The organism is Sphingomonas oleivorans (assembly GCF_003050615.1).
Lineage (GTDB): Bacteria > Pseudomonadota > Alphaproteobacteria > Sphingomonadales > Sphingomonadaceae > Sphingomonas_H > Sphingomonas_H oleivorans.
In genome coordinates this window covers 16959-38090 of the sequence record NZ_NWBU01000016.1, presented here as the reverse complement: position 1 = coordinate 38090, position 21132 = coordinate 16959, and the positions used below count along the sequence as shown (strand labels likewise).

Below are 21132 nucleotides of genomic sequence, written 5' to 3'. Positions count from 1 at the left end.
AGATGGCTTTGACCGATCCATTGGGTGATCTGCTCACCCGTATCCGCAACGGCCAGCGCGCCCGCAAGGACAGCGTGCTGACGCCTGCGTCCAAGCTGCGTGCCCGCGTGCTCGACGTGCTTCAGCGCGAAGGCTATATCCGTGGCTATTCCGAGGAAGAGCTGGCGGGTCATGCGGGCCTGCGCATCGAGCTGAAATATTTCGAGGGCCAGCCGGCGATCCAGCATGTCGCCCGCGTCTCGAAGCCGGGCCGCCGCGTCTATTCGGGTTCGAAGGACCTGCCGCGCGTGCGCAACGGCCTGGGCATCACCATCGTTTCGACGCCGAAGGGCGTTCTCTCCGACGCGGAAGCGCGCGAGCAGAATGTCGGCGGCGAGGTTCTCGCGGAGGTCTTCTGATGAGCCGCATCGGTAAGAAGCCGGTCACGATCCCTGCGGGCGTGACGGCGAACATCGAGGGCCGCACGCTTTCGGTGAAGGGTCCCAAGGGCACGCTGACGCTGCCGCTGGCGGACGAAGTGACCTATGCGATCGAGGATGGCGGCATTTCGGTGCAGCCGGTCAGCGACAGCAAGCGGGCGCGCGCCTTCTGGGGCATGCAGCGCACGCTGGTCCAGAATCTGATCACCGGCGTGACCGTGGGCTTCTCCAAGACGCTCCAGATCACCGGCGTCGGCTACCGCGCCAATCTTCAGGGCAAGAATCTGAAGCTGCAGCTCGGCTACAGCCATGATGTCGATTTCGCGATTCCGGAAGGCATCACGATCGCGACGCCCGACCAGACCACGGTCAACATTTCGGGTATCGACAAGCAGAAGGTCGGCCAGGTCGCCGCGGAGATCCGTCGTTGGCGCAAGCCCGAGCCCTATAAGGGCAAGGGCATCAAATATGCCGGCGAGTTCATCTTCCGTAAGGAAGGGAAGAAGAAGTAATGGCAAAGGGTCTTTCCCTCTTTCAGCGGCGCCGCCAGCGCGTCCGCGCCGCGCTCCGCGCCAAGGGCGGCCTTCGCCCGCGGCTGTCGGTGCATCGTTCGGGCCGGCATATCTATGCCCAGGTGATCGACGACACGCAGGGCCGCACGCTCGCCGCCGCCTCGACGCTGGACAAGGATGTTCGCGACGCGGGTTCGGGCGCCAATGTCGATGCGGCCGTTTCGGTCGGCAAGCGTCTTGCCGAGCGCGCCACTGCGGCGGGCGTCACCAAGGTGGTGTTCGATCGCGGCGGCTTTCTGTTCCATGGTCGGGTGAAGGCTCTGGCCGACGCCGCCCGCGAAGGCGGATTGGAGTTCTAAATGGCTGACGAAATCAACCAGGCGGCTGCGCCGGAAGGCGGCGCTCCCGAGGGCGAGCGTCGCGGTCGTGGTCCGCGCGGCGGCCGTGGCGGCGACAATCGCGGCCGTGGCGGTCGCGAGGGCGGCCGTGGTCGGCGTGACGATCGTCGTGGCGGCGGCGAGGAAGGCGGCGAGGAGCTGGTCGAGAAGCTGGTCCACATCAACCGTGTGTCCAAGACGGTGAAGGGCGGCAAGCGCTTCGGTTTCGCGGCGCTGGTGGTCGTGGGCGACGGCAAGGGCCGGGTCGGCTTCGGCCATGGCAAGGCGCGCGAAGTGCCGGAAGCCATCTCCAAGGCGACTGCGTCCGCCAAGAAGGCGATGATCCGCGTGCCGCTGCGCGAGGGCCGTACGCTGCATCATGACGGCATGGGCCATTTCGGCGCCGGCCGCGTCTATGTCCGCTCGGCCCCGCAGGGTACCGGCATCATCGCGGGCGGCCCGATGCGCGCCGTCTTCGAGAGCCTGGGCGTGCATGACGTGGTGACCAAGTCGGTCGGCACGAACAACCCCTACAACATGATCCGCGCGACCTTCGAGGCGCTCACGGATCAGACCAGCCCGAAGTCGGTGGCTCAGCGCCGCGGCAAGAAGATCGCCGACCTGCTGGGTCGTGGTGGTGCTTCGGCCGAGCTGGCCGTGGCCGACGCGGCTGCGATCACGGAGTAATCGACGATGGCTACCATCAAGGTCACCCAGATCGGTTCGCCGATCCGCCGTACCCCCGATCAGCGCGCGACGCTGGTCGGCCTCGGCCTCAACAAGATGCACCGGACCCGCGAGCTTCAGGACACCCCCGAAGTGCGCGGCATGATCCGGAAGGTGCAGCATATGGTGAAGGTGGAGGGCTAAGCCCTTCCGTCGCCATCCCCGGAGACGGGGATGACAAACAGGGGAGGGGGCGCTATTGGCGCCCCTTCCTTTTTATCGGCGCGACAAAAGCGAAAGCGAGTGCATCACATGACGATCAAGTTGAACGACATCCGCGACAATGACGGCGCCCGCAAGGGCCGGGTCCGCGTTGGTCGCGGCATCGGCTCGGGCCTGGGCAAGACCGGCGGTCGTGGCCAGAAGGGCCAGAAGAGCCGTTCGGGCGTGTCCATCAAGGGTTTCGAGGGCGGCCAGATGCCGCTCCACATGCGCCTGCCGAAGCGCGGCTTCAACAATATCTTTGCCAAGGATTATGCCGAGGTGAATCTGGGCCAGATCCAGAAGCTGGTCGATACCGGCACGCTGGCCACCGACGGCACGATCGACCATGCCGCGCTGAAGGCCGCCGGCGTTGCCCGTGGCGGCAAGGATGGCGTGCGCGTGCTGGCCAAGGGCGAGCTGACCGCGAAGCTGTCGTTCCGCGTGGCGGGCGTGTCGAAGTCGGCGCGCGAGGCGATCGAGCAGGCCGGCGGCTCCGTGGACGTGATCGAGGTGGTTCCGGCCGCCGAGAAGGCCGCTGCCAAGAAGGGCACGGCGAAGAAGGCCAAGGCGTAACCTTACGGGCCGCCACGTTTCCGGCTTATACAAGCCGGAAGCACGCACTATATGAGGCGGCGGGGGGCGTAGAGGCACTCCGCCGCCATTTATTTATCCGGGGTCCGAATCACATGGCATCCGCAGCCGAGCAACTGGCCGCCAACGTCAGCCTTTCGCAGTTCGCGAAAGCTACCGAACTCAAGAAGCGACTGTGGTTCACGCTTGGCGCGCTGGTCGTTTTCCGTCTTCTCAGCCATGTGCCGCTGCCGGGCATCGATCCGCGCGCGCTGGCCACGCTGTTCGAATCCACCCGGGGCGGCGTGCTCGATTTCTTCAACACCTTCTCCGGCGGCGCGCTCACCCGCATGTCGCTGATCGCGCTCGGCGTGATGCCCTACATCACTGCCTCGATCGTCGTGCAGCTCGCCACCACGCTGTCGCCGGCGCTCGCCGCGATCAAGAAGGAGGGGGAGAGCGGCCGCAAGAGGCTGAACCAATATACGCGTTACGGCACGGTCGCGCTTACCGCGATCCAGGGCTATTTCATCGCTGTCGGGCTTGAGACCTGGGGCGCGAGCCAGGGGCTGAACGCGGTCATCGTCGATCCCTATCTGTTCCGTGTGACGACCGTTATCACGCTGATCGGCGGCACCATGTTCCTGCTGTGGCTGGGCGAGCAGATCACCAGCCGAGGCATAGGCAACGGCGTGTCGCTGATCATCATGGCCGGCATCGTTTCCGAACTGCCCAAGGCATTGGTCAATGTGTTCGAGGGCGGCCGCACCGGCTCGCTCTCGCCGCTGCTCATCATCGGCGTGCTGGCGCTGATAATCGGCCTGATCCTGTTCATCGTCTTCATGGAGCGTGCCCAGCGCCGGGTGCTGATCCAATATCCCAAGCGCCAGACGGCGCGCGGCCATATGCAGGGGGACAAGAGCTTCCTGCCGCTGAAGATCAACACGGCAAACGTCATCCCGCCGATCTTCGCCTCGTCGCTGCTGCTGATGCCGCTCACCATCTCGCAGTTCGCGGGGCAGCGCGTCGCGGGCGAGAGCGCCTGGGGCGACTTCATCATCACGCTCAACCAATATCTCGCGCATGGCACGCCGCTCTACATGGCGCTCTATGCGGCGGGCATCATCTTCTTCTGCTTCTTCTACACCGCGGTCGTCTTCAATCCGGAGGAGACGGCGGACAATCTGAAGCGTTATGGCGGCTTCATCCCCGGCATCCGCCCGGGCAAGAACACCGCCGATTATCTGGATTATGTGCTGACGCGCATCACCGTGATCGGCGCGGCCTATCTGACGTTCATCTGTCTCGTGCCGGAATTCCTCGTCGCACGGGCGGGAATTCCCTTCTATCTCGGCGGTACTAGTCTTCTGATCGTGGTCAACGTAACCATCGATACCGTGACGCAGATCCAGAGCCATCTGCTCGCGCATCAATATGGCGACCTCATCAAGAAGGCGAAGCTCAAGGGAGGGATGCGGCGTTGACGGAGGAAGAATTCGCGCGGAGCGCACAATCATGAACATCATCCTGCTTGGGCCCCCGGGGGCGGGGAAGGGAACCCAGGCGACGCGGCTCGTGCAGGAGCGTGGCATGGTCCAGCTCTCGACGGGCGACATGCTGCGCGCCGCGGTCAAGGCCGGCACCGAGATCGGCCGCATGGCCGACGAGATCATGAAGGCGGGCAAGCTTTTTCCCGACGATCTGATGGCCGAGATCATCGGCGAGCGGCTCGACCAGCCCGACACCGCGCGGGGCGTCATTTTCGATGGCTTCCCCCGCACCCAGATCCAGGCCGAGGCGCTCGATAAGCTGCTGGCCGCGCGTGGGCGCACGCTCGATCATGTCATCGAGCTGGCGGTGGACGAGGATAAGCTCGTCGAGCGCATCACCGGCCGCTATACCTGCGCCTGTTGCGGTGAGGGCTATCATGACCAGTTCAAGGCGCCTGCCGTGGCCGGCGTCTGCGACGTCTGTGGCTCGACCGAGTTCAAGCGCCGCCCGGACGACAATGCCGAAACGGTGCGCACGCGTATGGCCGAATATCGCGCCAAGACCGCGCCGATCCTGCCTTATTATGAGGCGCGTGGCCTCGTGACGCGCGTCGACGGCATGGCGGAGATCGGTGAGGTCAGCGCTGCGATCGAGGCGATACTGGACGGCAGGACGGTCGGCGCCGCCTGAAGCTGCTGCCTTGGGGGAGGGGGATGATGCGAAAATCAGGCCTTGTCCCGCTCCTGCCGGCGCTGCTTGCGGTCGGTATATCCTCTTCCGCCACCGCCGAAGTGCGCGCCGTGACGCCGATCGGCTTCGAGGTTTCGCACAGCGTTCTCGTGCCCGCGCCGCCTGCCGCCGTCTATGCCCGGCTGCTGCGGATCGGAAGCTGGTGGAATGGCGCGCACAGCTATTCGGGCGATGCCGCGAACATGCGCCTCGACGGCAAGGCCGGCGGCTGTTTCTGCGAGGCGATTCCCGCCGATGGCGGAACGATCGAGCATGGCCGCGTCGTCTATGTGCAGCCGAACCGGCAGCTCAGGCTGCGCGCCGCGCTGGGCCCGCTGCAGGGCGAGGGGGCGGACGGGGCGCTCAGCTGGGAGCTGACGCCGAAGGGCGATGCGACCGAGATCGTGCAGACCTATGTCGTCGGCGGCTATATCCGCGGCGGCCCCGATAAGATGGCGCCGCTGGTGGACAAGGTGCTCGCCGAGCAGCTCGACCGGCTGGGCGCGGCACTCGCCCGTTGAGTGCGGGTGAATAGGAATCGCTTTTCGATTGCTTGACAGGATCGGGAAGGGGGACTATGGCGCCCCGTCCCGCAGATCGGTTGCCGGCGGCGCTTTAGCGTGCGCCGGTTTTGCTATTGCATCGATCATTGCGGTGAAGCGTCGAGATGGGGTGGCCGGCCCAGTCGCCCCGTGGAGCAGGAGAAAAGTACAGTGGCACGTATTGCGGGTGTCAATATCCCGACCAACAAGCGCGTCGAAATCGCGCTGACCTACATTCATGGCATCGGCCCGGCCAAGGCCAAGGAAATCACCGCCAAGCTCGGCATCACGCCGGAGCGTCGCGTGCAGGACCTGTCGGACCAGGAAGTCCTGCAGATCCGTGAGACGATCGACGCGGGCTATACGGTGGAAGGTGATCTTCGCCGCCAGGTGGCGATGAACATCAAGCGCCTGATGGATCTGGCCTGCTATCGCGGCCTCCGCCACCGCAAGGGGCTCCCCGTCCGCGGCCAGCGCACGCACACCAATGCGCGCACCCGCAAGGGCAAGGCCAAGCCGATCGCCGGCAAGAAGAAGTGATGAGCCAGGCCGTTCGGTGGTGCGCCCTGCGTGCCACGATCGGCCGAATGGGCTCCTTCAGGTAGGATATTCGAGATATGGCACGCGAACCTCAGCGCATTAAGCGGCGCGAGCGCAAGAACATCACCGCCGGCGTCGCGCATGTGAACGCCAGCTTCAACAACACCATGATCACCATCACCGATGCTCAGGGCAACGCCATCTCCTGGTCGTCCGCCGGCATGATGGGCTTCAAGGGCAGCCGCAAGTCGACTCCCTATGCCGCCCAGGTCGCCGCCGAGGATGCCGGCAAGAAGGCCGCCGAACATGGCGTGCGTACCCTCGAAGTCGAGGTGAAGGGCCCGGGGTCGGGTCGTGAATCGGCGCTGCGCGCGCTCCAGGCGGTCGGATTCCACATCACGTCCATCCGCGACGTGACGCCGATCCCCCATAATGGCGTCCGCCCCTCCAAGCGTCGCCGCGTCTGATCCTGCCCGGGGGCGGCCTTTTTCGCCCCCTCTCAGATTCTGTTTTCCGGCCGGGGTGGACGCACCCCGTGCCCAACCCCAAGGGGAACAACATGGCCGTCAACGCCAAGAACTGGCAGGAATTGAAGAAGCCCAACGGCATCGAGAAGAAGGCCGGTGGCGATGGCAAGCGCAAGGCGACCTTCGTTGCCGAGCCGCTCGAGCGCGGTTTCGGCCTGACGCTCGGCAATGCGCTGCGTCGCGTGCTGCTCTCCTCGCTGCAGGGCGCTGCCGTCACCTCGATCAAGATCGAGAATGTCCTTCACGAATTCTCCTCGCTCGCCGGCGTGCGCGAGGATGTGACCGACATCGTGCTGAACGTGAAGCAGATCGCGCTGCGCATGCAGGGTGAGGGGCCGCGCCGGCTCCAGCTTTCCGTGACCGGCCCGGCCGAGGTCACTGCCGGGGATATCGCCACCTCGGGCGATATCGAGGTGATGAACCCCGATCTGGTGCTCTGTCACCTCGATCAGGGCGCGACGCTCAACATGGAGCTCACGGCCGATGTCGGCAAGGGCTATGTCCCGTCCGCCAGCAACCGCCCGGCCGACGCCCCGATCGGCCTGATCCCGGTCGATGCGCTCTACTCGCCGGTACGCCAGGTCGCCTACAAGGTCGAGAACACCCGCGTCGGGCAGGAGCTGGATTACGACAAGCTGACGCTCACCGTCGAAACCGACGGCACCGTCACGCCGGACGATGCGATCGCCTATTCGGCGCGCATCCTGCAGGATCAGCTCCAGCTCTTCGTCCATTTCGACGAGGGCATGGTTCCGGCTGCGGCGCCGGTCGGTGTCGCGGCCGTCCCGGCGGGCGGTGCGGAGCCGGAGAGCGATGCGAACCAGCTCAACCGCTACCTCCTCAAGAAGGTGGACGAACTCGAGCTTTCGGTGCGTTCGGCCAACTGCCTCAAGAACGACAACATCATCTATATCGGCGATCTCGTGCAGAAGACCGAGGCGGAGATGCTGCGTACGCCGAATTTCGGCCGCAAGTCGCTCAACGAGATCAAGGAGGTCCTTGCCTCGATGGGTCTGCGTCTGGGCATGGAAATCCCCGGCTGGCCGCCCGAGAATATCGAGGAAATGGCCAAGAAGCTCGAACAGGAATTCTGACGCGCTCCCTCGGGAGCGCGTCGCCCCAGCGAAGGCGGGGGGCCCTCCGCGGGTCGTGCGGAGGGTGAGTTCGGATGGATGCCAGCCTTCGCTGGCATGACGATTTGGTTGGGCGGTCCGCGTCGCCGCCTGGTCCGGGGTACCTGAAACGGCCCCTGAACAAACATGAAGGAATGAAATATGCGTCATCGTGTAGGCGGCCGTAAGCTGCAGCGTACCGCCAGCCACCGCACCGCGCTTTTCCGCAATCAGGCGGCGGCGCTGATCAAGCATGAGCAGATCACCACCACGCTCGCCAAGGCGAAGGAGCTTCGCCCCTATGTGGAGAAGCTGGTGACGCTCGCGAAGAAGGGCGGCCTCGCCAATCGTCGTCTGGCCCATGCGCGCCTGCTCGACGACACGCAGCTCAAGAAGCTCTTCGACGTGCTGGCCGAGCGCTACAAGGATCGCAACGGCGGCTATACCCGCGTGATCAAGGCGGGCATCCGTGCGTCCGACGCGGCGCCGATCGCGATCATCGAGTTCGTCGATCGCGACGTTTCGGCCAAGGGTCAGGATTCGGGCCCGGTGCAGTCCGACGAGGACGAGGCCGAAGCGGCCTGATCCAGCTCTTTCCGGATTGGCTTGAACGAGGGGCCGGGGACGTTAGTCTCCGGCCTTTCCGTTTCCGGAGGGGGTTTCCTGAATGAAGTCGCTCGCTTTCGCGTTCCTCCTGTCGACGGCCGCGATCGCCGGCCCGTCCCTCGCCATGGAGCTGTCTCGTCCGGCCATGCCCGATACGCTGCCCGCCGCCTCGCAATTCCGCCTCGCCTATCCGCAGACCGCGAAGGGCGACATATCCGAAACCCAGTTCGGCGAAGCGATCGCCGATCCCTATCGCTGGCTCGAAAATGACGTGCGCGTCGATGCCAAGGTGCGCGACTGGGTGACGGCGCAGAATGGCGTGACCGACGCCTATCTCCAGACGCTGCCCGGCCGCGCCGCCTTCGCTGGCCGCCTGAAGGCGCTTTATGATTATGAGCGCTTCGGCCTGCCCGTGAAGGCGGGCACGCGCTATTTCTACATGCGCAACAGCGGGCTTCAGAACCAGGCGGTTCTCTATGTACGCGACGGGTTGGATGGCACGCCGCGCCTGCTGATCGATCCCAATCCCTGGGCCAAGGACGGCGCGACCGCGCTCGCTGAATGGAAGCCCTCCAAGGACGGCAAATATCTCGTCTATGCCATTCAGGATGGCGGCACCGACTGGCGCACGCTGAAGGTGCTCGACGTCGCCACGGGACAGCCGATGGCGGATGAGATCAAATGGGCCAAGTTCACCGCGCTCGCCTGGACGAAGGACGGCAAGGGCTTCTTCTATTCGCGCTTCGCGGAGCCCGAGGCCGGTCAGCAGTTCCAGTCGCTGAACCTCGATCAGACGCTCTATTTCCACAAGCTCGGCACGCCGCAATCGGCCGACATCAAGGTCTATGCCACGCCCGACCGCCCCAAGCTCAGCCATACGGGGCAGGTGACGGATGACGGCAAATGGCTGGTCATCACCTCCGCCGAGGGCACGGATGCGCGCTACGAGATCACGCTCATCGATCTCACCCGGCCGGGCGTGGCGCCGCGCACGCTGATCGGCGGGCTCGAGAATAATTGGGAGCTTGCCGGCAATAAGGGCAGCCTTTTCTATTTCCTCACCAATCGTGATGCTCCGCGCCAGCGCGTCGTGACGATCGACGTGGCTTCGCCCTCGCTCAAGCTGGCGGAGATCGTGCCCGAGACGGCCGCCACGCTGGATGGCGCCGCGATCATCGGGGACAAGCTTGTCCTCACCTATCTGAGCGATGCCAAGGGCGTGGCGAAGCTGGCTACGCTCGACGGCAAGCCCGCGGGCGATGTCGCCTTGCCGGGGATCGGCAGCATCGGCGGCTTCGGTGGCGAGCCGGGCGATCCGGAGACCTTCTTCTCCTTCACCAGCTTCAATGCGCCGACGACAATCTATCGTTACGATACCGCCACCGGCCGGGCGACCGTCTTCGCCCAGCCCCGGACGGCGTTCAACCCCGCCGATTATGAGGTATCGCAGCGCTTCTACACGTCGAAGGACGGCACGCGCGTGCCGCTGTTCGTCGTCCACAAGAAGGGGCTGGACCTGAAGGGCGGGGCACCCACCATCCTCTATGGCTATGGCGGGTTCAACATTTCGGTGACGCCGGCCTTCTCGCCCGCCAATCTCGCTTGGATGGAGGCGGGCGGCGTCTATGCGCAGGCCTCGATCCGCGGCGGGGGCGAATATGGCAAGGCCTGGCATGATGGCGGCCGGCTCGCCCAGAAGCAGAATGTGTTCGACGATTTCATCGCCGCGGGCGAATATCTGATCGCCGAGGGCGTCACGACGCGCGGCAAGCTCGCCGTGCGCGGCGGCTCCAATGGCGGGCTGCTCGTCGGCGCGGTCGTCAACCAGCGGCCGGATCTGTTCGCGGTTGGCCTGCCGGCGGTGGGCGTGATGGACATGCTGCGCTTCAACCGCTTCACCGCCGGCCGCTACTGGGTCGATGATTATGGCGATCCGGGCAAGGAGACGGATTTCAAGGTGCTGCGCGCCTATTCGCCCTATCATAATGTCCATGGCGGCACGGATTATCCCGCAATCTTGGTCACGACCGCCGATACGGATGATCGGGTGGTCCCCGGACACAGCTTCAAATATGCGGCGGCGCTTCAGGCGGCGGCGATCGGCACCAAGCCGCATCTGATCCGTATCGAGACGCGCGCCGGCCATGGATCGGGCAAGCCGACCGACAAGATCATCGAGGAATATGCCGATCTATGGGCCTTCACCGCCCGCTGGACGGGCCTCGATCTTCCCGCCGCTCACTAACAGGATCGTCGCCCCGGCGCAGGCCGGGGCCCATGTCTCCACAGGGATGAGGGGATCGTTGCGGGGGCAGTGCTACGCTGCGTGCCGCGTTAAGCGCAGCACCTCGGCCACATCCGCCTCGTTCGGCATGCGCTGTTCGATCAGGCAGCGCAGGCCGAGCCCGTCGAAACCGTGGAAGGGCTGCGCCTGGGCGAAGGCCGCAACCGATTCCGCGCGCGCTTCGGATCCGCGCATCTTGCCCGGCGGCAGCGGCACCGGCTCGCCGAATTGCCCTCCCCAGGACGATCCCACCAGCTTGCCTTGATGATCGACGATGGTGATGCGGGTCCGCCCGTCCTCCGCCTCGCTGCACATCAGCCGGTCGCGGATCAGCGCATCGACCTGCTTTTCCCAGTCGAATTCGAAATAAAGCACGCCGAGCGGCGGCTGGTCGTCCATGTCCGGCGCATGGATCGGGGCGACGAATACGAGCACGGCGCGGTTTCCGGACCAGGGGTTGCGCCAGATCTCGTCGGTGAACCAGTCGCCCCGCCGCCGGCTCGCCATCGCCAGGTTGAACTGGGCGGCATCCGACACGTCGGCGGCGCGCACGCGCGCATTCTCGTCCGCCGAAAGCATGATCTGTCCGGCGGGGGAGGCGATGAAGGCGTTGAGGTAGAAGGGCGAATAATGGCTCATCAGCCGCAGCCGGTCGAGCGCGGTTTCGGCCAGAGCGGGGCTGCCCCCACGCATCGCCGCGATGATCGCCGGATCGGTCGCCAGCATCCGCAGATCGACACTGCGCGCATAGATCATGCGGGTGATGTTCTGGATGATCGAATGGGCCAGCTCGATCAATTGCGCGCCCTCAATCTCCGCCACCATCTCGTCGGCGATGCGCGCGCCGAGCGCCAGCCGGTCGAGCACGTCCGCGCGGAAGGCGGCGGCGCTGCCGCGCGCCTGGTTGGCGAGCGCCTTCACCTCCTGCGCCACCACCGAAAAGCCGCGCCCCGCCTCGCCGGAACGCGCCGCCTCGATCGTTGCGTTGAGCGCGAGCAGGTTGGTCCGGCCGGCGATCTTCTCGCTCTGGTCGGCATAAAGCTGCACCTCGTCGCGCAGCGTGGCGAGCAGGGATCGGATTCGACGCGGCATCGGATCTCCGGAAATTGGGCCCGCTCAGCTTGCGATCATCTCGGTAAAGAAGATGTTTATGCCATTCCGCCGCGCCGCCGGCTGCGCGATGGCGGGCGAATGCTGGGCAGACGAATGCTGGGCAGACGAATGCTGGGCAGACGAGTGCTGGACAGGGCCGCGCGCAAAAACTATCGAGCGGCATGACCGCCCACCCGCAAGACTGCATCCTCATCGTCGATTTCGGCAGCCAGGTGACCCAGCTCATCGCGCGGCGCGTGCGCGAGGCCGGGGTCTATTCCGAAATTGCTCCCTTCAACGCCGCCGATGCCGCCTTCGATCGGCTGAAGCCCAAGGGCATCATCCTGTCCGGCGGCCCTGCCTCCGTGCATACGGATGACAGCCCCCGCGCGCCGCAGCGTTTCTTCGAGGCGGGCATCCCGATTCTCGGCATCTGCTATGGCCAGCAGACGATGTGCCAGCAGCTCGGCGGCTCGGTGATCCCCGGCACCACCGGCGAATTCGGCCGTGCCTTCATCGAGGTGGTCGGCCGCTCGGCGCTGTTCGATGGCCTCTGGAAGGAAGGCGAGCGCCATCAGGTGTGGATGAGCCATGGCGACAAGGTCGATCGGTTGCCCGAGGGCTTCCATCCCATCGCCATCTCCGAAGGCGCGCCCTATGCCGTCACTTCGGACGAGGCGCGCCGCTTCTTCGGCGTGCAGTTCCATCCGGAGGTGGTCCATACCCCCGACGGCGGCAAGCTGATCGCCAATTTCGCGCGCCATGTCTGCGGCCTTGCCGGCGACTGGACCATGGCCGAATTCCGCGCTGCCAAGATCGCCGAGATTCGCGAGCAGGTGGGCGACGGCAAGGTGATCTGCGGCCTTTCCGGCGGCGTCGATTCGGCGGTGGCGGCGGTGCTGATCCATGAGGCGATCGGCGATCAGCTCACCTGCGTGTTCGTCGATCATGGCCTGATGCGGATGGGCGAGGCGGATCAGGTCGTCAGCCTCTTCCGCGAACATTATGGCATCCCACTCGTCCATGTGAATGCCGAGACGCTGTTCCTGAACGGCCTCAAGGGCGTCACCGATCCGGAGGCCAAGCGCAAGTTCATCGGCAAGACCTTCATCGACGTGTTCGAAAGCGAGGCGAAGAAGATTGGCGGCGCCGAATTCCTCGCCCAGGGCACTCTCTATCCGGATGTGATCGAAAGCGTCAGCTTCACCGGCGGTCCCTCGGTCACGATCAAGAGCCACCACAATGTCGGCGGCCTGCCCGAGCGGATGCATATGAAGCTGGTCGAGCCGCTGCGCGAGCTCTTCAAGGATGAGGTGCGCGAGCTTGGCCGCGAGCTGGGGCTGCCCGACATCTTCGTCGGTCGCCATCCCTTCCCGGGGCCGGGCCTCGCCATCCGCATCCCGGGCGAAGTCACCAAGGAGCGTTGCGATATTCTCCGCAAGGCGGATGCCATCTATCTGGAGGAGATCCGCAATGCCGGCCTCTATGATGCGATCTGGCAGGCTTTTGCGGTGCTGCTCCCGGTCCGCACCGTGGGCGTGATGGGCGATTACCGCACCTACGACTCGGTCTGCGCGCTGCGCGCCGTCACCTCGACGGATGGCATGACGGCGGACATCTTCCCCTTCGACGCGAGCTTCCTGTCCCGCGTCGCCACCCGCATCGTCAACGAGGTTTCCGGCATCAACCGCGTGACCTACGATTATACGTCTAAGCCGCCCGGCACGATCGAGTGGGAGTGACGGATACAAACGGCGGCAATAGCGTAGTTTCGGCGGTAATTTTCGCCTTCGCTTGACTGCCGTTTCGTCTGCCTTTAGTCTGCCATCCACCAGCCTACTTCGTTGTTTCATAGGAACAATCTGCGCGTGGGCCCCAAGTAATGTAATGCCACTTCAACGAGTGGTAGTGCTCTGGCGTAGAATGGCGTGCACAACGGCGGGTTTGCGCCCCAGTTGTCGCCGTTCGCGGCCCTTTCCGGCATCCCCAAAAGCTGGCAGCGGTAAAGAAGATAGGATTCGTGAGTGACAGAAAGGCGGCCGTTGCCGACCGCCTTCCTTCAGCTGTCCTTGATCGTGGTGTTAGGGCTGCGCTTGCCGTGCGCGTTCGTTACGAACCGGCCGCTGATCGCGCTCCGGTACATGCCGCCCGTGCTGCCGCCGCCCGACCGCTCGAACACGGTCGTGTGCGGCGATGCCTTGCCGTGCTTCGCCGTCACGAAGCGCCCGCTGATTGCACTGCGGAACGAGCTACCACTTCTGCCTTTTGCCATAATGCACTCCTTGCGGTTGGGGCCGCGCGGGTGCGCGGCCCCGGGGTTGCTCAGCCGCGCGGCGGGAAGGGATCGCCGCCAAAGCTGTCGCGCTCGCGGATCTGGCCGTTGCGGCCATGGATCAGCAGCTCGCTATGCTGATTCTGCGCGATGCCGCGTGCCGCCTCGTTCGCAGCAGCCTGCGTCTCGTGCACCGACGTCGCGCGCTCGTTGCCCGCTCCGCGAACCGCCCAGCCGCCTTCGTGCGGCACCACATGCTGGTTCTTGCCCATGTTCGTCTTCCTCCTTCCCCGCGCTGTCGGGTAAGCCGGCTTGCGACACCGCTCCCGAACCCCATGATTGGCGTCCAAGGGAGTAGGCCGAGCGCGGCGACGCTCGCGGACATCTGAAAGATATTTTTATCTGCTTGTCCGAGGCGGCGCACAGAGTCAGCCTACCTCCGAAGGCAGCTCTTGGGAGTGACGTGAACCGCGACGCATTCGACCCTGACGAAATCCGCGCGGCACTCGATGGTCTCGCCGCCATCGATCTCGCCCGTTTGCGCCGCGCCGGCCGTATCTATGCCCTCGGTCTCGCGTGCGGGGCCGACGACCTGATCGGCGAGGCCGTTGCCGCGACACTGTCCGGGGCGCGGACCTGCCCGCGGACGATGGCGCTGGTGCCGTTCCTGATCGGAGCGATGCGCAGCATCGCCTGGGCGGCACGCGGTTCCGCCGGTCGCGTCAGGGCGACGGTCTCGCTTGATGCCACCGGCACCGACGGGCGGCTGCTTGTCGTTCCCGTCGATCCAGATTCCGACGCTGAAACGCGCCTGTTGGCCGCAGAGGACATGTCGGAGCGGATCGCGGCTCTCGAAGCGTTGTTCGCGGACGACGAGCAGGCGCTGCTGATGCTGATGTGCGACCTGGAATTTTACTCGAAGGAGGAGATCATGACCATGAACGACCTGGACGATAAGGCCTATGCCACAATTCGACGCCGCATGCGCCGGGCGATCAATGGGAGGTATCCAGCCGGGTGGACTGCGTGAGCGGCGACAAGCCCGATCCTGCGCTCCACCGACTACTCGACGAACTGGCCGACGATCTGATGAACCTCAGCGATGCCGAGCTACTCGCTGAGCTGGCCGCCGATGGTTTGGATATCGACGCCGAGGCGGCGGCCGCGTGCAGCGCGATCGCCGGTGGCGTTGCGCGTGCCGGCCAGGCGCGGCTCGCCGCCGCGAGAACGGCTGTCAGTCGGGACCGCAAAGCGCGGGTGGTGCGTCCGCCGCTGCGTGCGGACCGGCGCGACGCGGTAATGGCGCGCTTCGCCAACGACGATCCCAAGCTCAAGAGCCGCCTGACCATGGCTGCGCGCAAGGGCGAGGGTGTAAGCGAGAAGGAGATGGACGCGATCCTCGACGATTTGCGCGAGCTCGGTGCGATCGACGATGAGGGCAACCCCATATGACGGTTAACAGCCCAGCGGAAGCCTTGCTGCGTTCGCTGGGCGTCACTCATCCCGCCGACATCGACCTGGAGGCGATTGCATGGTCAGTCGGCGTCAAGGTGCGCGACGCCGTGCTCGAAAGCTGCGAGGCGCGCATCATTGGCTACAATGACCGCGCGATCATCACCGTCCAGCAAGGCGGTGATCCACGCCGCCGGCGGTTCTCGATCGGGCACGAGCTTGGGCATTGGACCCACCATCGCGGCCGCTCCTCGGTGTGCCGGTCGAGCGAGATCGGCAATCCCGGCTCAGCCAGCCAGCTTGAGCGCCAGGCCGACCACTTCGCCGCCGATCTGCTCATGCCCCGTTACCTATTCCTGCCCTCGCTCGCCGCGCACCGTCGGCCCAGCTTCGAGGCGATTGATGCGCTCGCCAGCGATTATGCGACAAGCCGGCTGGCGACCGCGCTACGTTGCCTCGATTTGGCGGGATGGCCGGTCGTGCTGGTTTGCCACGGGAAGGGCGGGCGACGCTGGTTTAAGCGCAGCCCCAGTGTTCCCGACCATTGGTTTCCGCGCGAAGATCTCGACGCGTCATCGTCGGCGTTTACAGTGCTTTTCGGTGGTACCGAGCGCTCGCGTCCGCAGACCATAGGCGCGGATAGCTGGTTCGATCGGCGGGATGCAGCGCGCTTTCGCCTTACCGAGCAGTCCGTCAAGGCGCATGGCGGAGAAATCCTGACCCTGCTGACCCTTACGGATTCTGGCATGCTAGGCTAAGCCAGTTAGATTGATCGCATGGCGACGATGCGCCCTCGTTCAAGTCGTTCGCGGCTCCCCGCGAGAACCCCGAAAGCGGACCTCCAGCGGCACCGCGGGCGGACATTGAACCTTGAAAGGGGCCACGCTAGCCTTGGATGCCTACGCAACGCCGAGGTCATCCTTGTCGAAAGAGCCTTATGACAGCGCCAGGCCCCATATTCCGGCCGACATACGGCGCCTCGTCCTAGTTGAAGCCGGTCACGGTTGCGCGCTGAGGGTTTGTGGCGAGACCACCTATGTCGAGCTTCACCACATCGATGAAAACCGGGAGAACAATGATCCCGCGAACCTGATCGCCCTGTGCGACATGCATCACAAGATGGCACATGACGGGAAAATCGACCGAAAGTCGCTCCGCCTGTACAAGGAGCGGCTTTCCGCCAGCCGGGAATCGGAGATTGTTGAGCGGCTCACGCGTCTGGAGGCCCAGTCCCGGGCTGCCAAGTCGGACCTTCCCGTCCCCGAGACCAGTGCCGAGCAGCCTACCGACGCCAGCATTCGTAAGATCGCGGCCCCGCGATGGCAGGTCCAGGCTTTCGCATTGGGTCAAGTGGCGATCACCAGATATGAGAAGGAGGTCGGTGTTTATTGCGAGCGGCACGTTGAGCTCGTCGCGGGCGAGAAGCGCTTGGTTCTGGATGGGCTGAAGCAGTTCCAGGGTGATCAGGCCGATATCGTCATCGACTTTGTATATGTCAGAAAAGCCTACTTGGATGCGCCCGCTTATGCGAAATGGGTGCAGGAGAAACTCGAAGTCTATGAGCTGATGACCGGCTGGCGAGCCACCGGCGTGCTGCTGGCGGTGGTTGGGAAAGACACCATGCTGGAGGAAACGGCGCTTCCGGAAATTCGATCGAGCGTGCGCGATGCGGAGGGCGTGACGCTTCAGGCCTATTCGTGCGGTCAGCTCGGTTTTCACCCCGGCCCGATCAGTGCCTCGTTGTTCTGAACCGGCTCGCGTTCACGGCGCCCGTGGCGCTGGGAAGTCACCTGTCTTCTCCGACCTCGACTATCTTTGGAGACGGAGCCGTTCGAACGGGGTGCCGCTCTCGAGCAGCACCTCGGCTGAGCCGCTGATAAGGTTAGCGCCAGGTTACCTCAGGCCAGCCGTCCCAGGCGCTTTCTCAAAGTGACAGCCATTCGCCGGTATCGGGGCTGAATGAAACAACGCCAACGGTTAGCCCCTCCTTCGACGCGAAGGCCTTCGCCTCCTCGAGATCCTGTCCGGCGAATCGGAGGTTTCCTTCAACATCGACGGCTGCGAACGCGCGAAACCGTCTGGGTGCGAACGGGTCGATCGTGCCGAATGTCCGGCGGCTAACATCCCAGCCCGCGAAGTGGGTTGCGGTCGAGTCCGCCTCACCCGACCACCCGCGAGAGATTACCCCGATGACGTTTCCCACCGCGTTCACCACGGGCCCGCCGCTCATACCGCTGGGCCACTCGGCTGATACCCGGAAGCGCGGCCACGGCATCGTTGAAGTCGGGTCCGCCGGGGTGACCTCGAGCACCTCGCCCGTGCTCTCATATAGATACTGGGTCATGGGCCGCTCCTCGCCCTTGCCGTCTGTTGCGACGTCTAGGCCGGCGAAGCCGTAGCCGGTGACGATGTCGCCGAGCTTGGGCGGTTCGGACGTTAGCGCAACCGGGAGGTACGGCATTGGGCTGCGCCGGTGCGACCGCCCAATGTTCAGGCATGCGATCTCAGTCAGGTTTCTGATCTGAGCCTTCTCGTGCAACAGTGCAGGCTCCGTCTTGCCGGCCTCGGCGTAGAATCCCGTCAGAGGCCGCCAAGCGTCTTTGGGCAACGGTGGCGCACCGTACACGATGCCTTCAATCTCGAGCGCGGCGAACCGGACGTCGTCTCGCAGCGTGAGTTCGCCCTTCTCGAGCGTTAGCATGTCCTCGATAACGTGGAACGCGGTCGCACAGTTGGCCCAAGGGTCGATGCGAAATGCAGTGCCGAGTCCAAAGGGCCGGTCCGCCGGTGACTTCGGATCGAACCTGAACATGGGAAGGATCATCGCGCGGAGGCGCGGATCCTGGTTTAGCTCTGGGCGGCCCTTCATCATGCGGCTCCTATCGCAGGTGCCGGGCTTTCAAAGAAGATCGGATGCGGTTTTAGTTGCTCAAGTTGAATCAGAGCGCGTCGCCCGCTATCCGCAGTGGCAGTCCTCGCAGAATGCACCCCCTAGCCAAAGGTAGCATGGCTGTTCGCCGCCCTCATGCAAGCGGCGGAAGTGCCTGCCGCGGTACGCCTTGAAGTCCGAGCAGCGGCAATTGACGAATGGCAGCTTACCGTATGATCTGATCCGAAAGCTGCAGTCCGGCTTCGGCCCACTATAGGAAGCTCGCCTGATAGCTGGTTGCCATCAGCGACACATGCGCGTCCAGCGGCGGCCGCAGTTCAAACGCCTTCGGCTCCCGCGCGAAATTCCACAACCGCACCAGCCGCCAATCCTTGCAACACGCCTCCGCAACGGCCAGCTCATTGCGCGTGATATGAAACGGCGTGCACTCCCAGCCATTGGTCGTCTTCACCTCGATCAGCCGATCGCTGCCGTCGGTGTCGAAGCTCAGGATGTCATAGCCGGCGCCGTCTCCATCAACGTGCGACACCCAACGGATGCGCTCGGCGAGATCGGTCCGGCCGGCGGCGAGCAGGCTGGCGCGCTCATGGGCGAGGACACGCTCCTCGCCGGCACGGCCCAGAGCCCGATTGCGGGCATCGCGCGCCGCCACATCGTACTTCCGGGCGATGGCGGTCATCTGCTCGAGTTCGTCGGGTGGCGGCGCATTGCTGTGCGTCGGTGGCGGGCCGATCCACAGCATTGCTTCCTCCCGAAGCGCTGACGGCGACGGCCCCATTGCCATCCGCGCGGCCGGTGCGAGCCAATCCGGATGGCGTTCAAGCCAGCGCACCACCGCGTCGACGAGCGAGGCCTGGAAATTGAAGGCCGGCTTGTAGCCCGGGATCCAACTCTCCCCGAGACCCTTGAGCACCGCGCTGATGTTCTGATGCTTGTATTCGATCGAGCCGCGTGGCCGATCGATCACCGCCTGTAGGAGGCGGTTATGCTCCGCCTTGCTATAGGGTCGCCCAGCGATGTCGTCGGCAAGCATCGCGAAATAGTTCGCGACGAACGCGTCATTCTGCTCGTCGGTTCAGTCACCGGTCATTGGTGCCCCGGGCATGATTGGCGGGGCAGGAGAGGGCCCTTGATCATGCCAGCAGCTGCGTCGGCACGCCGAGCACTGGACCGGCCTCGGCGAGACGCTGGTCGAGCGTATGCACCGTGGCGCCATGCTCCGACGCAGTGGCAAGGTGCAATGCATCACCGGCACGAAGCCCGAGCGTATGATGATCGACGAACTTCGCCGCCGCCCGGAAATGCATGGGCGTCACCGGCAGCATAGTGAAGCTCTCGGCGACTAGCTTGTTGAACATCGCAAGCGCCGCCGCGCGCTGCTCCAGGCCGATCTGTCCGGTCCGCAGCTTGATCGCCATGGCGGAAGACATTTCGGTGAGGGTCCAGTCGCTGATCAGAAGCTGCGCCGGATCCTGTTCCGCCAGCCATCCCTGAACGCGCGCGGTCATCGCTTCGTTGGAAAGCGCCGCGAGGATCAGCGAGGTGTCGAGATAGAGCATCAGTAACGATCGCCGTCCCGCATCGATCGCACCAGATCGGCGGCACCCTCAGCCTGCAGAGGCATGGTCGCCGTCAGCGCCTGGAGGAGGGTCGCGTCGATCCGCTTGCGCGGCCTGGCCACGGCCGTGAGCCGCGCGACCGGCTTGCCGCGCCGGGTGATATCGATCGAATCCCCCGCCTCGACCCGGTCGACGAGCTCGCTCAGATGGGCCTTGGCATCCGCCAGATTGATCGCGCTCATGTCACGCTCCTGACCATGTAGATAGTCATATAGCGTATCGGACTTACCAATTCCAGTGGCGTCGATCGGCGATCTTGCCTTCAGGGTTGCGGATCAACGCAATGCGCGATGGCGACAATTCCATCAAAGCTCAGGTCGATTCTGACGAATGGAACTGCGCGACGCCGGACAAGCCGCGATTGTGTCACCCTGAATCAGAGATCGACGTCTCAGCCTCCGTCCGGTGCTCCATTCAGCCCCAGTCGGCGAGCGATCCACGCAGCCGGTCGAGCGCGGCCTTCTTGATCTGGCACACGCGCGCAGCGCCCACGCCCAGCGTCAGGCCGATCTCGTCCAGGTTCATCTCCTCGACGAAATAGAGCTGGAGGACGAGCGCTTCGCGCTCGGGCAGCTCGGCGATCTTCCCGGCCAGCGCGGCCTTGAGCTGGTCGCGCTCCAGCGTCTGGTCGATCCGCTCCTCGACATCGGCGAACCACATCGACTGGTCCGAATAGACATCGTCCAGCGATTCATGCCGCACGGCGGCGGTGCTGTCCGCCAGCTCGCGATAGTCGGCGGGATCGAGGCCCATCGCCCGCGCCATTTCCGCTTCGGACGGCGCGCGGCCCAGCTCATTTTCCAGTTTTGCCGAAGCCTTCGCCATCTCGCGACGCCGGGCCATGGCCGATCGGCAGATCGTGGCGTGGCGGCGCAGATGATCGATCATCGCGCCCCGGATCCGCATCGAGGCATAAGTGGCGAAGGCGAAGCCGCGATCCTCGAAGCCATTTGCCGCTTCGACCAGCGCCACCATCCCGATCTGCACCAGATCCTCTATGTCGAGCGCGGTGGAGACGCGGCCATGGACGTGCCAGGCGATCTTGCGGACGAGCGGCATATGCGCACGGGCAAGCGCCGCCGGATCGGGCTTGGCGGGCCTGCGCTGATAGGTGACGGGGCCGTCCAGCAAGGGATCAGAAAGCGCCACGCGCGGCCTCCCCGGCGAA

Annotated in this window: 27 protein-coding genes; 19 read left to right on the top strand and 8 right to left on the bottom strand. The window is 64.8% G+C overall.

What is annotated here, in order from left to right; genetic code table 11:
• Positions 1–2 precede the first annotated feature (2 nt).
• The 14 genes from rpsH (at position 3) to CLG96_RS15815 (ending at position 10600) form a co-directional block, all read left to right on the top strand.
• Positions 3–398 carry a 30S ribosomal protein S8 gene (gene rpsH / locus CLG96_RS15880; RefSeq protein ID WP_107969360.1) on the top strand — a complete coding sequence of 132 codons (396 nt, stop codon included), beginning with the start codon at positions 3–5 and terminating at the stop codon, positions 396–398.
• The gene (rplF, locus tag CLG96_RS15875; RefSeq protein WP_107969358.1) at positions 398–931 is read left to right on the top strand and encodes a 50S ribosomal protein L6; all 534 of its coding nucleotides are present in this window, start codon (positions 398–400) and stop codon (positions 929–931) included. Before rpsH ends, rplF begins: the two co-directional genes overlap by 1 nt.
• Positions 931–1290 (top strand): 50S ribosomal protein L18, encoded by a 360-nt coding sequence (gene rplR / locus CLG96_RS15870; protein ID WP_107969356.1) that lies wholly within the window; start codon positions 931–933, stop codon positions 1288–1290. Before rplF ends, rplR begins: the two co-directional genes overlap by 1 nt.
• Positions 1291–1995, top strand: coding sequence for a 30S ribosomal protein S5 (gene rpsE / locus CLG96_RS15865; protein WP_107969354.1), 705 nt, complete (start codon positions 1291–1293; stop codon positions 1993–1995).
• Positions 1996–2001: 6 nt separating this feature from the next.
• On the top strand, positions 2002–2178 hold the full coding sequence (gene rpmD, locus CLG96_RS15860) for a 50S ribosomal protein L30 (protein ID WP_107969352.1): 177 nt from the start codon (positions 2002–2004) through the stop codon (positions 2176–2178).
• Positions 2179–2292: 114 nt separating this feature from the next.
• The gene (gene rplO / locus CLG96_RS15855) at positions 2293–2811 is read left to right on the top strand and encodes a 50S ribosomal protein L15 (protein WP_107969555.1); all 519 of its coding nucleotides are present in this window, start codon (positions 2293–2295) and stop codon (positions 2809–2811) included.
• A gap of 113 nt (positions 2812–2924) precedes the next feature.
• A complete protein-coding gene (gene secY / locus CLG96_RS15850) occupies positions 2925–4292 on the top strand; it encodes a preprotein translocase subunit SecY (RefSeq protein WP_107969350.1) in 1368 nt (455 codons plus the stop codon).
• A 31-nt stretch (positions 4293–4323) separates the two neighbouring features.
• Positions 4324–4989: an adenylate kinase gene (locus CLG96_RS15845; RefSeq protein WP_107969348.1), complete on the top strand. Its 666-nt coding sequence runs from the start codon at positions 4324–4326 to the stop codon at positions 4987–4989.
• A 23-nt stretch (positions 4990–5012) separates the two neighbouring features.
• Positions 5013–5549 (top strand): SRPBCC family protein, encoded by a 537-nt coding sequence (locus CLG96_RS15840; protein WP_107969346.1) that lies wholly within the window; start codon positions 5013–5015, stop codon positions 5547–5549.
• Between the two features lie 192 nt (positions 5550–5741).
• Positions 5742–6110 (top strand): 30S ribosomal protein S13, encoded by a 369-nt coding sequence (rpsM, locus tag CLG96_RS15835; RefSeq protein ID WP_107969554.1) that lies wholly within the window; start codon positions 5742–5744, stop codon positions 6108–6110.
• A gap of 77 nt (positions 6111–6187) precedes the next feature.
• Positions 6188–6577 (top strand): 30S ribosomal protein S11, encoded by a 390-nt coding sequence (gene rpsK, locus CLG96_RS15830; RefSeq protein WP_107969344.1) that lies wholly within the window; start codon positions 6188–6190, stop codon positions 6575–6577.
• 92 nt (positions 6578–6669) lie between these two features.
• Positions 6670–7731, top strand: coding sequence for a DNA-directed RNA polymerase subunit alpha (locus CLG96_RS15825; protein WP_107969552.1), 1062 nt, complete (start codon positions 6670–6672; stop codon positions 7729–7731).
• 180 nt (positions 7732–7911) lie between these two features.
• A complete protein-coding gene (gene rplQ / locus CLG96_RS15820; protein ID WP_107969342.1) occupies positions 7912–8334 on the top strand; it encodes a 50S ribosomal protein L17 in 423 nt (140 codons plus the stop codon).
• 82 nt (positions 8335–8416) lie between these two features.
• A complete protein-coding gene (locus CLG96_RS15815) occupies positions 8417–10600 on the top strand; it encodes a prolyl oligopeptidase family serine peptidase (protein WP_423828210.1) in 2184 nt (727 codons plus the stop codon).
• Positions 10601–10672: 72 nt separating this feature from the next.
• On the opposite strand, the gene CLG96_RS15810 is transcribed toward CLG96_RS15815, so the two are convergent.
• The gene (locus CLG96_RS15810; protein ID WP_107969340.1) at positions 10673–11731 is read right to left on the bottom strand and encodes a methyl-accepting chemotaxis protein; all 1059 of its coding nucleotides are present in this window, start codon (positions 11729–11731) and stop codon (positions 10673–10675) included.
• A 182-nt stretch (positions 11732–11913) separates the two neighbouring features.
• On the opposite strand from CLG96_RS15810, the gene guaA reads away from it, so the two are divergent.
• A complete protein-coding gene (gene guaA / locus CLG96_RS15805) occupies positions 11914–13473 on the top strand; it encodes a glutamine-hydrolyzing GMP synthase (RefSeq protein WP_107969338.1) in 1560 nt (519 codons plus the stop codon).
• Positions 13474–13790: 317 nt separating this feature from the next.
• Here the strand turns inward: guaA and CLG96_RS15800 are convergent, their stop codons facing one another.
• Together CLG96_RS15800 and CLG96_RS15795 are read right to left on the bottom strand one after the other, a co-directional pair.
• Positions 13791–14003 (bottom strand): hypothetical protein, encoded by a 213-nt coding sequence (locus CLG96_RS15800; protein WP_107969336.1) that lies wholly within the window; start codon positions 14001–14003, stop codon positions 13791–13793.
• Between the two features lie 50 nt (positions 14004–14053).
• Entirely contained in the window at positions 14054–14275 is a 222-nt protein-coding gene (locus CLG96_RS15795; RefSeq protein WP_107969334.1) for a DUF2188 domain-containing protein, read from the bottom strand.
• A 191-nt stretch (positions 14276–14466) separates the two neighbouring features.
• On the opposite strand from CLG96_RS15795, the gene CLG96_RS15790 reads away from it, so the two are divergent.
• The 4 genes from CLG96_RS15790 (at position 14467) to CLG96_RS15775 (ending at position 17204) form a co-directional block, all read left to right on the top strand.
• Positions 14467–15033, top strand: coding sequence for a hypothetical protein (locus CLG96_RS15790; protein ID WP_107969333.1), 567 nt, complete (start codon positions 14467–14469; stop codon positions 15031–15033).
• The gene (locus CLG96_RS15785) at positions 15030–15455 is read left to right on the top strand and encodes a hypothetical protein (protein ID WP_107969331.1); all 426 of its coding nucleotides are present in this window, start codon (positions 15030–15032) and stop codon (positions 15453–15455) included. Before CLG96_RS15790 ends, CLG96_RS15785 begins: the two co-directional genes overlap by 4 nt.
• Complete coding sequence (locus CLG96_RS15780) at positions 15452–16213, top strand: ImmA/IrrE family metallo-endopeptidase (protein ID WP_107969329.1); 762 nt, start codon at positions 15452–15454, stop codon at positions 16211–16213. Before CLG96_RS15785 ends, CLG96_RS15780 begins: the two co-directional genes overlap by 4 nt.
• Positions 16214–16346: 133 nt before the next feature.
• A complete protein-coding gene (locus CLG96_RS15775) occupies positions 16347–17204 on the top strand; it encodes an HNH endonuclease signature motif containing protein (RefSeq protein ID WP_133175411.1) in 858 nt (285 codons plus the stop codon).
• A gap of 175 nt (positions 17205–17379) precedes the next feature.
• Here CLG96_RS15775 and CLG96_RS15770 read toward each other — a convergent pair whose 3' ends face one another.
• The 5 genes from CLG96_RS15770 to CLG96_RS15750 form a co-directional block, all read right to left on the bottom strand.
• Positions 17380–18327 (bottom strand): trypsin-like peptidase domain-containing protein, encoded by a 948-nt coding sequence (locus CLG96_RS15770; RefSeq protein WP_107969325.1) that lies wholly within the window; start codon positions 18325–18327, stop codon positions 17380–17382.
• A 268-nt stretch (positions 18328–18595) separates the two neighbouring features.
• Positions 18596–19378, bottom strand: coding sequence for a protein NO VEIN domain-containing protein (locus CLG96_RS15765; protein WP_107969323.1), 783 nt, complete (start codon positions 19376–19378; stop codon positions 18596–18598).
• Positions 19379–19478: 100 nt separating this feature from the next.
• Positions 19479–19904, bottom strand: coding sequence for a type II toxin-antitoxin system VapC family toxin (locus CLG96_RS15760; protein ID WP_107969321.1), 426 nt, complete (start codon positions 19902–19904; stop codon positions 19479–19481).
• Positions 19904–20146 carry a type II toxin-antitoxin system Phd/YefM family antitoxin gene (locus tag CLG96_RS15755; protein ID WP_107969319.1) on the bottom strand — a complete coding sequence of 81 codons (243 nt, stop codon included), beginning with the start codon at positions 20144–20146 and terminating at the stop codon, positions 19904–19906. The genes CLG96_RS15760 and CLG96_RS15755 overlap by 1 nt, the downstream gene beginning before the upstream one ends.
• A 232-nt stretch (positions 20147–20378) precedes the next feature.
• Positions 20379–21113 (bottom strand): FliA/WhiG family RNA polymerase sigma factor, encoded by a 735-nt coding sequence (locus CLG96_RS15750; RefSeq protein WP_423828209.1) that lies wholly within the window; start codon positions 21111–21113, stop codon positions 20379–20381.
• Positions 21114–21132 lie beyond the last annotated feature (19 nt).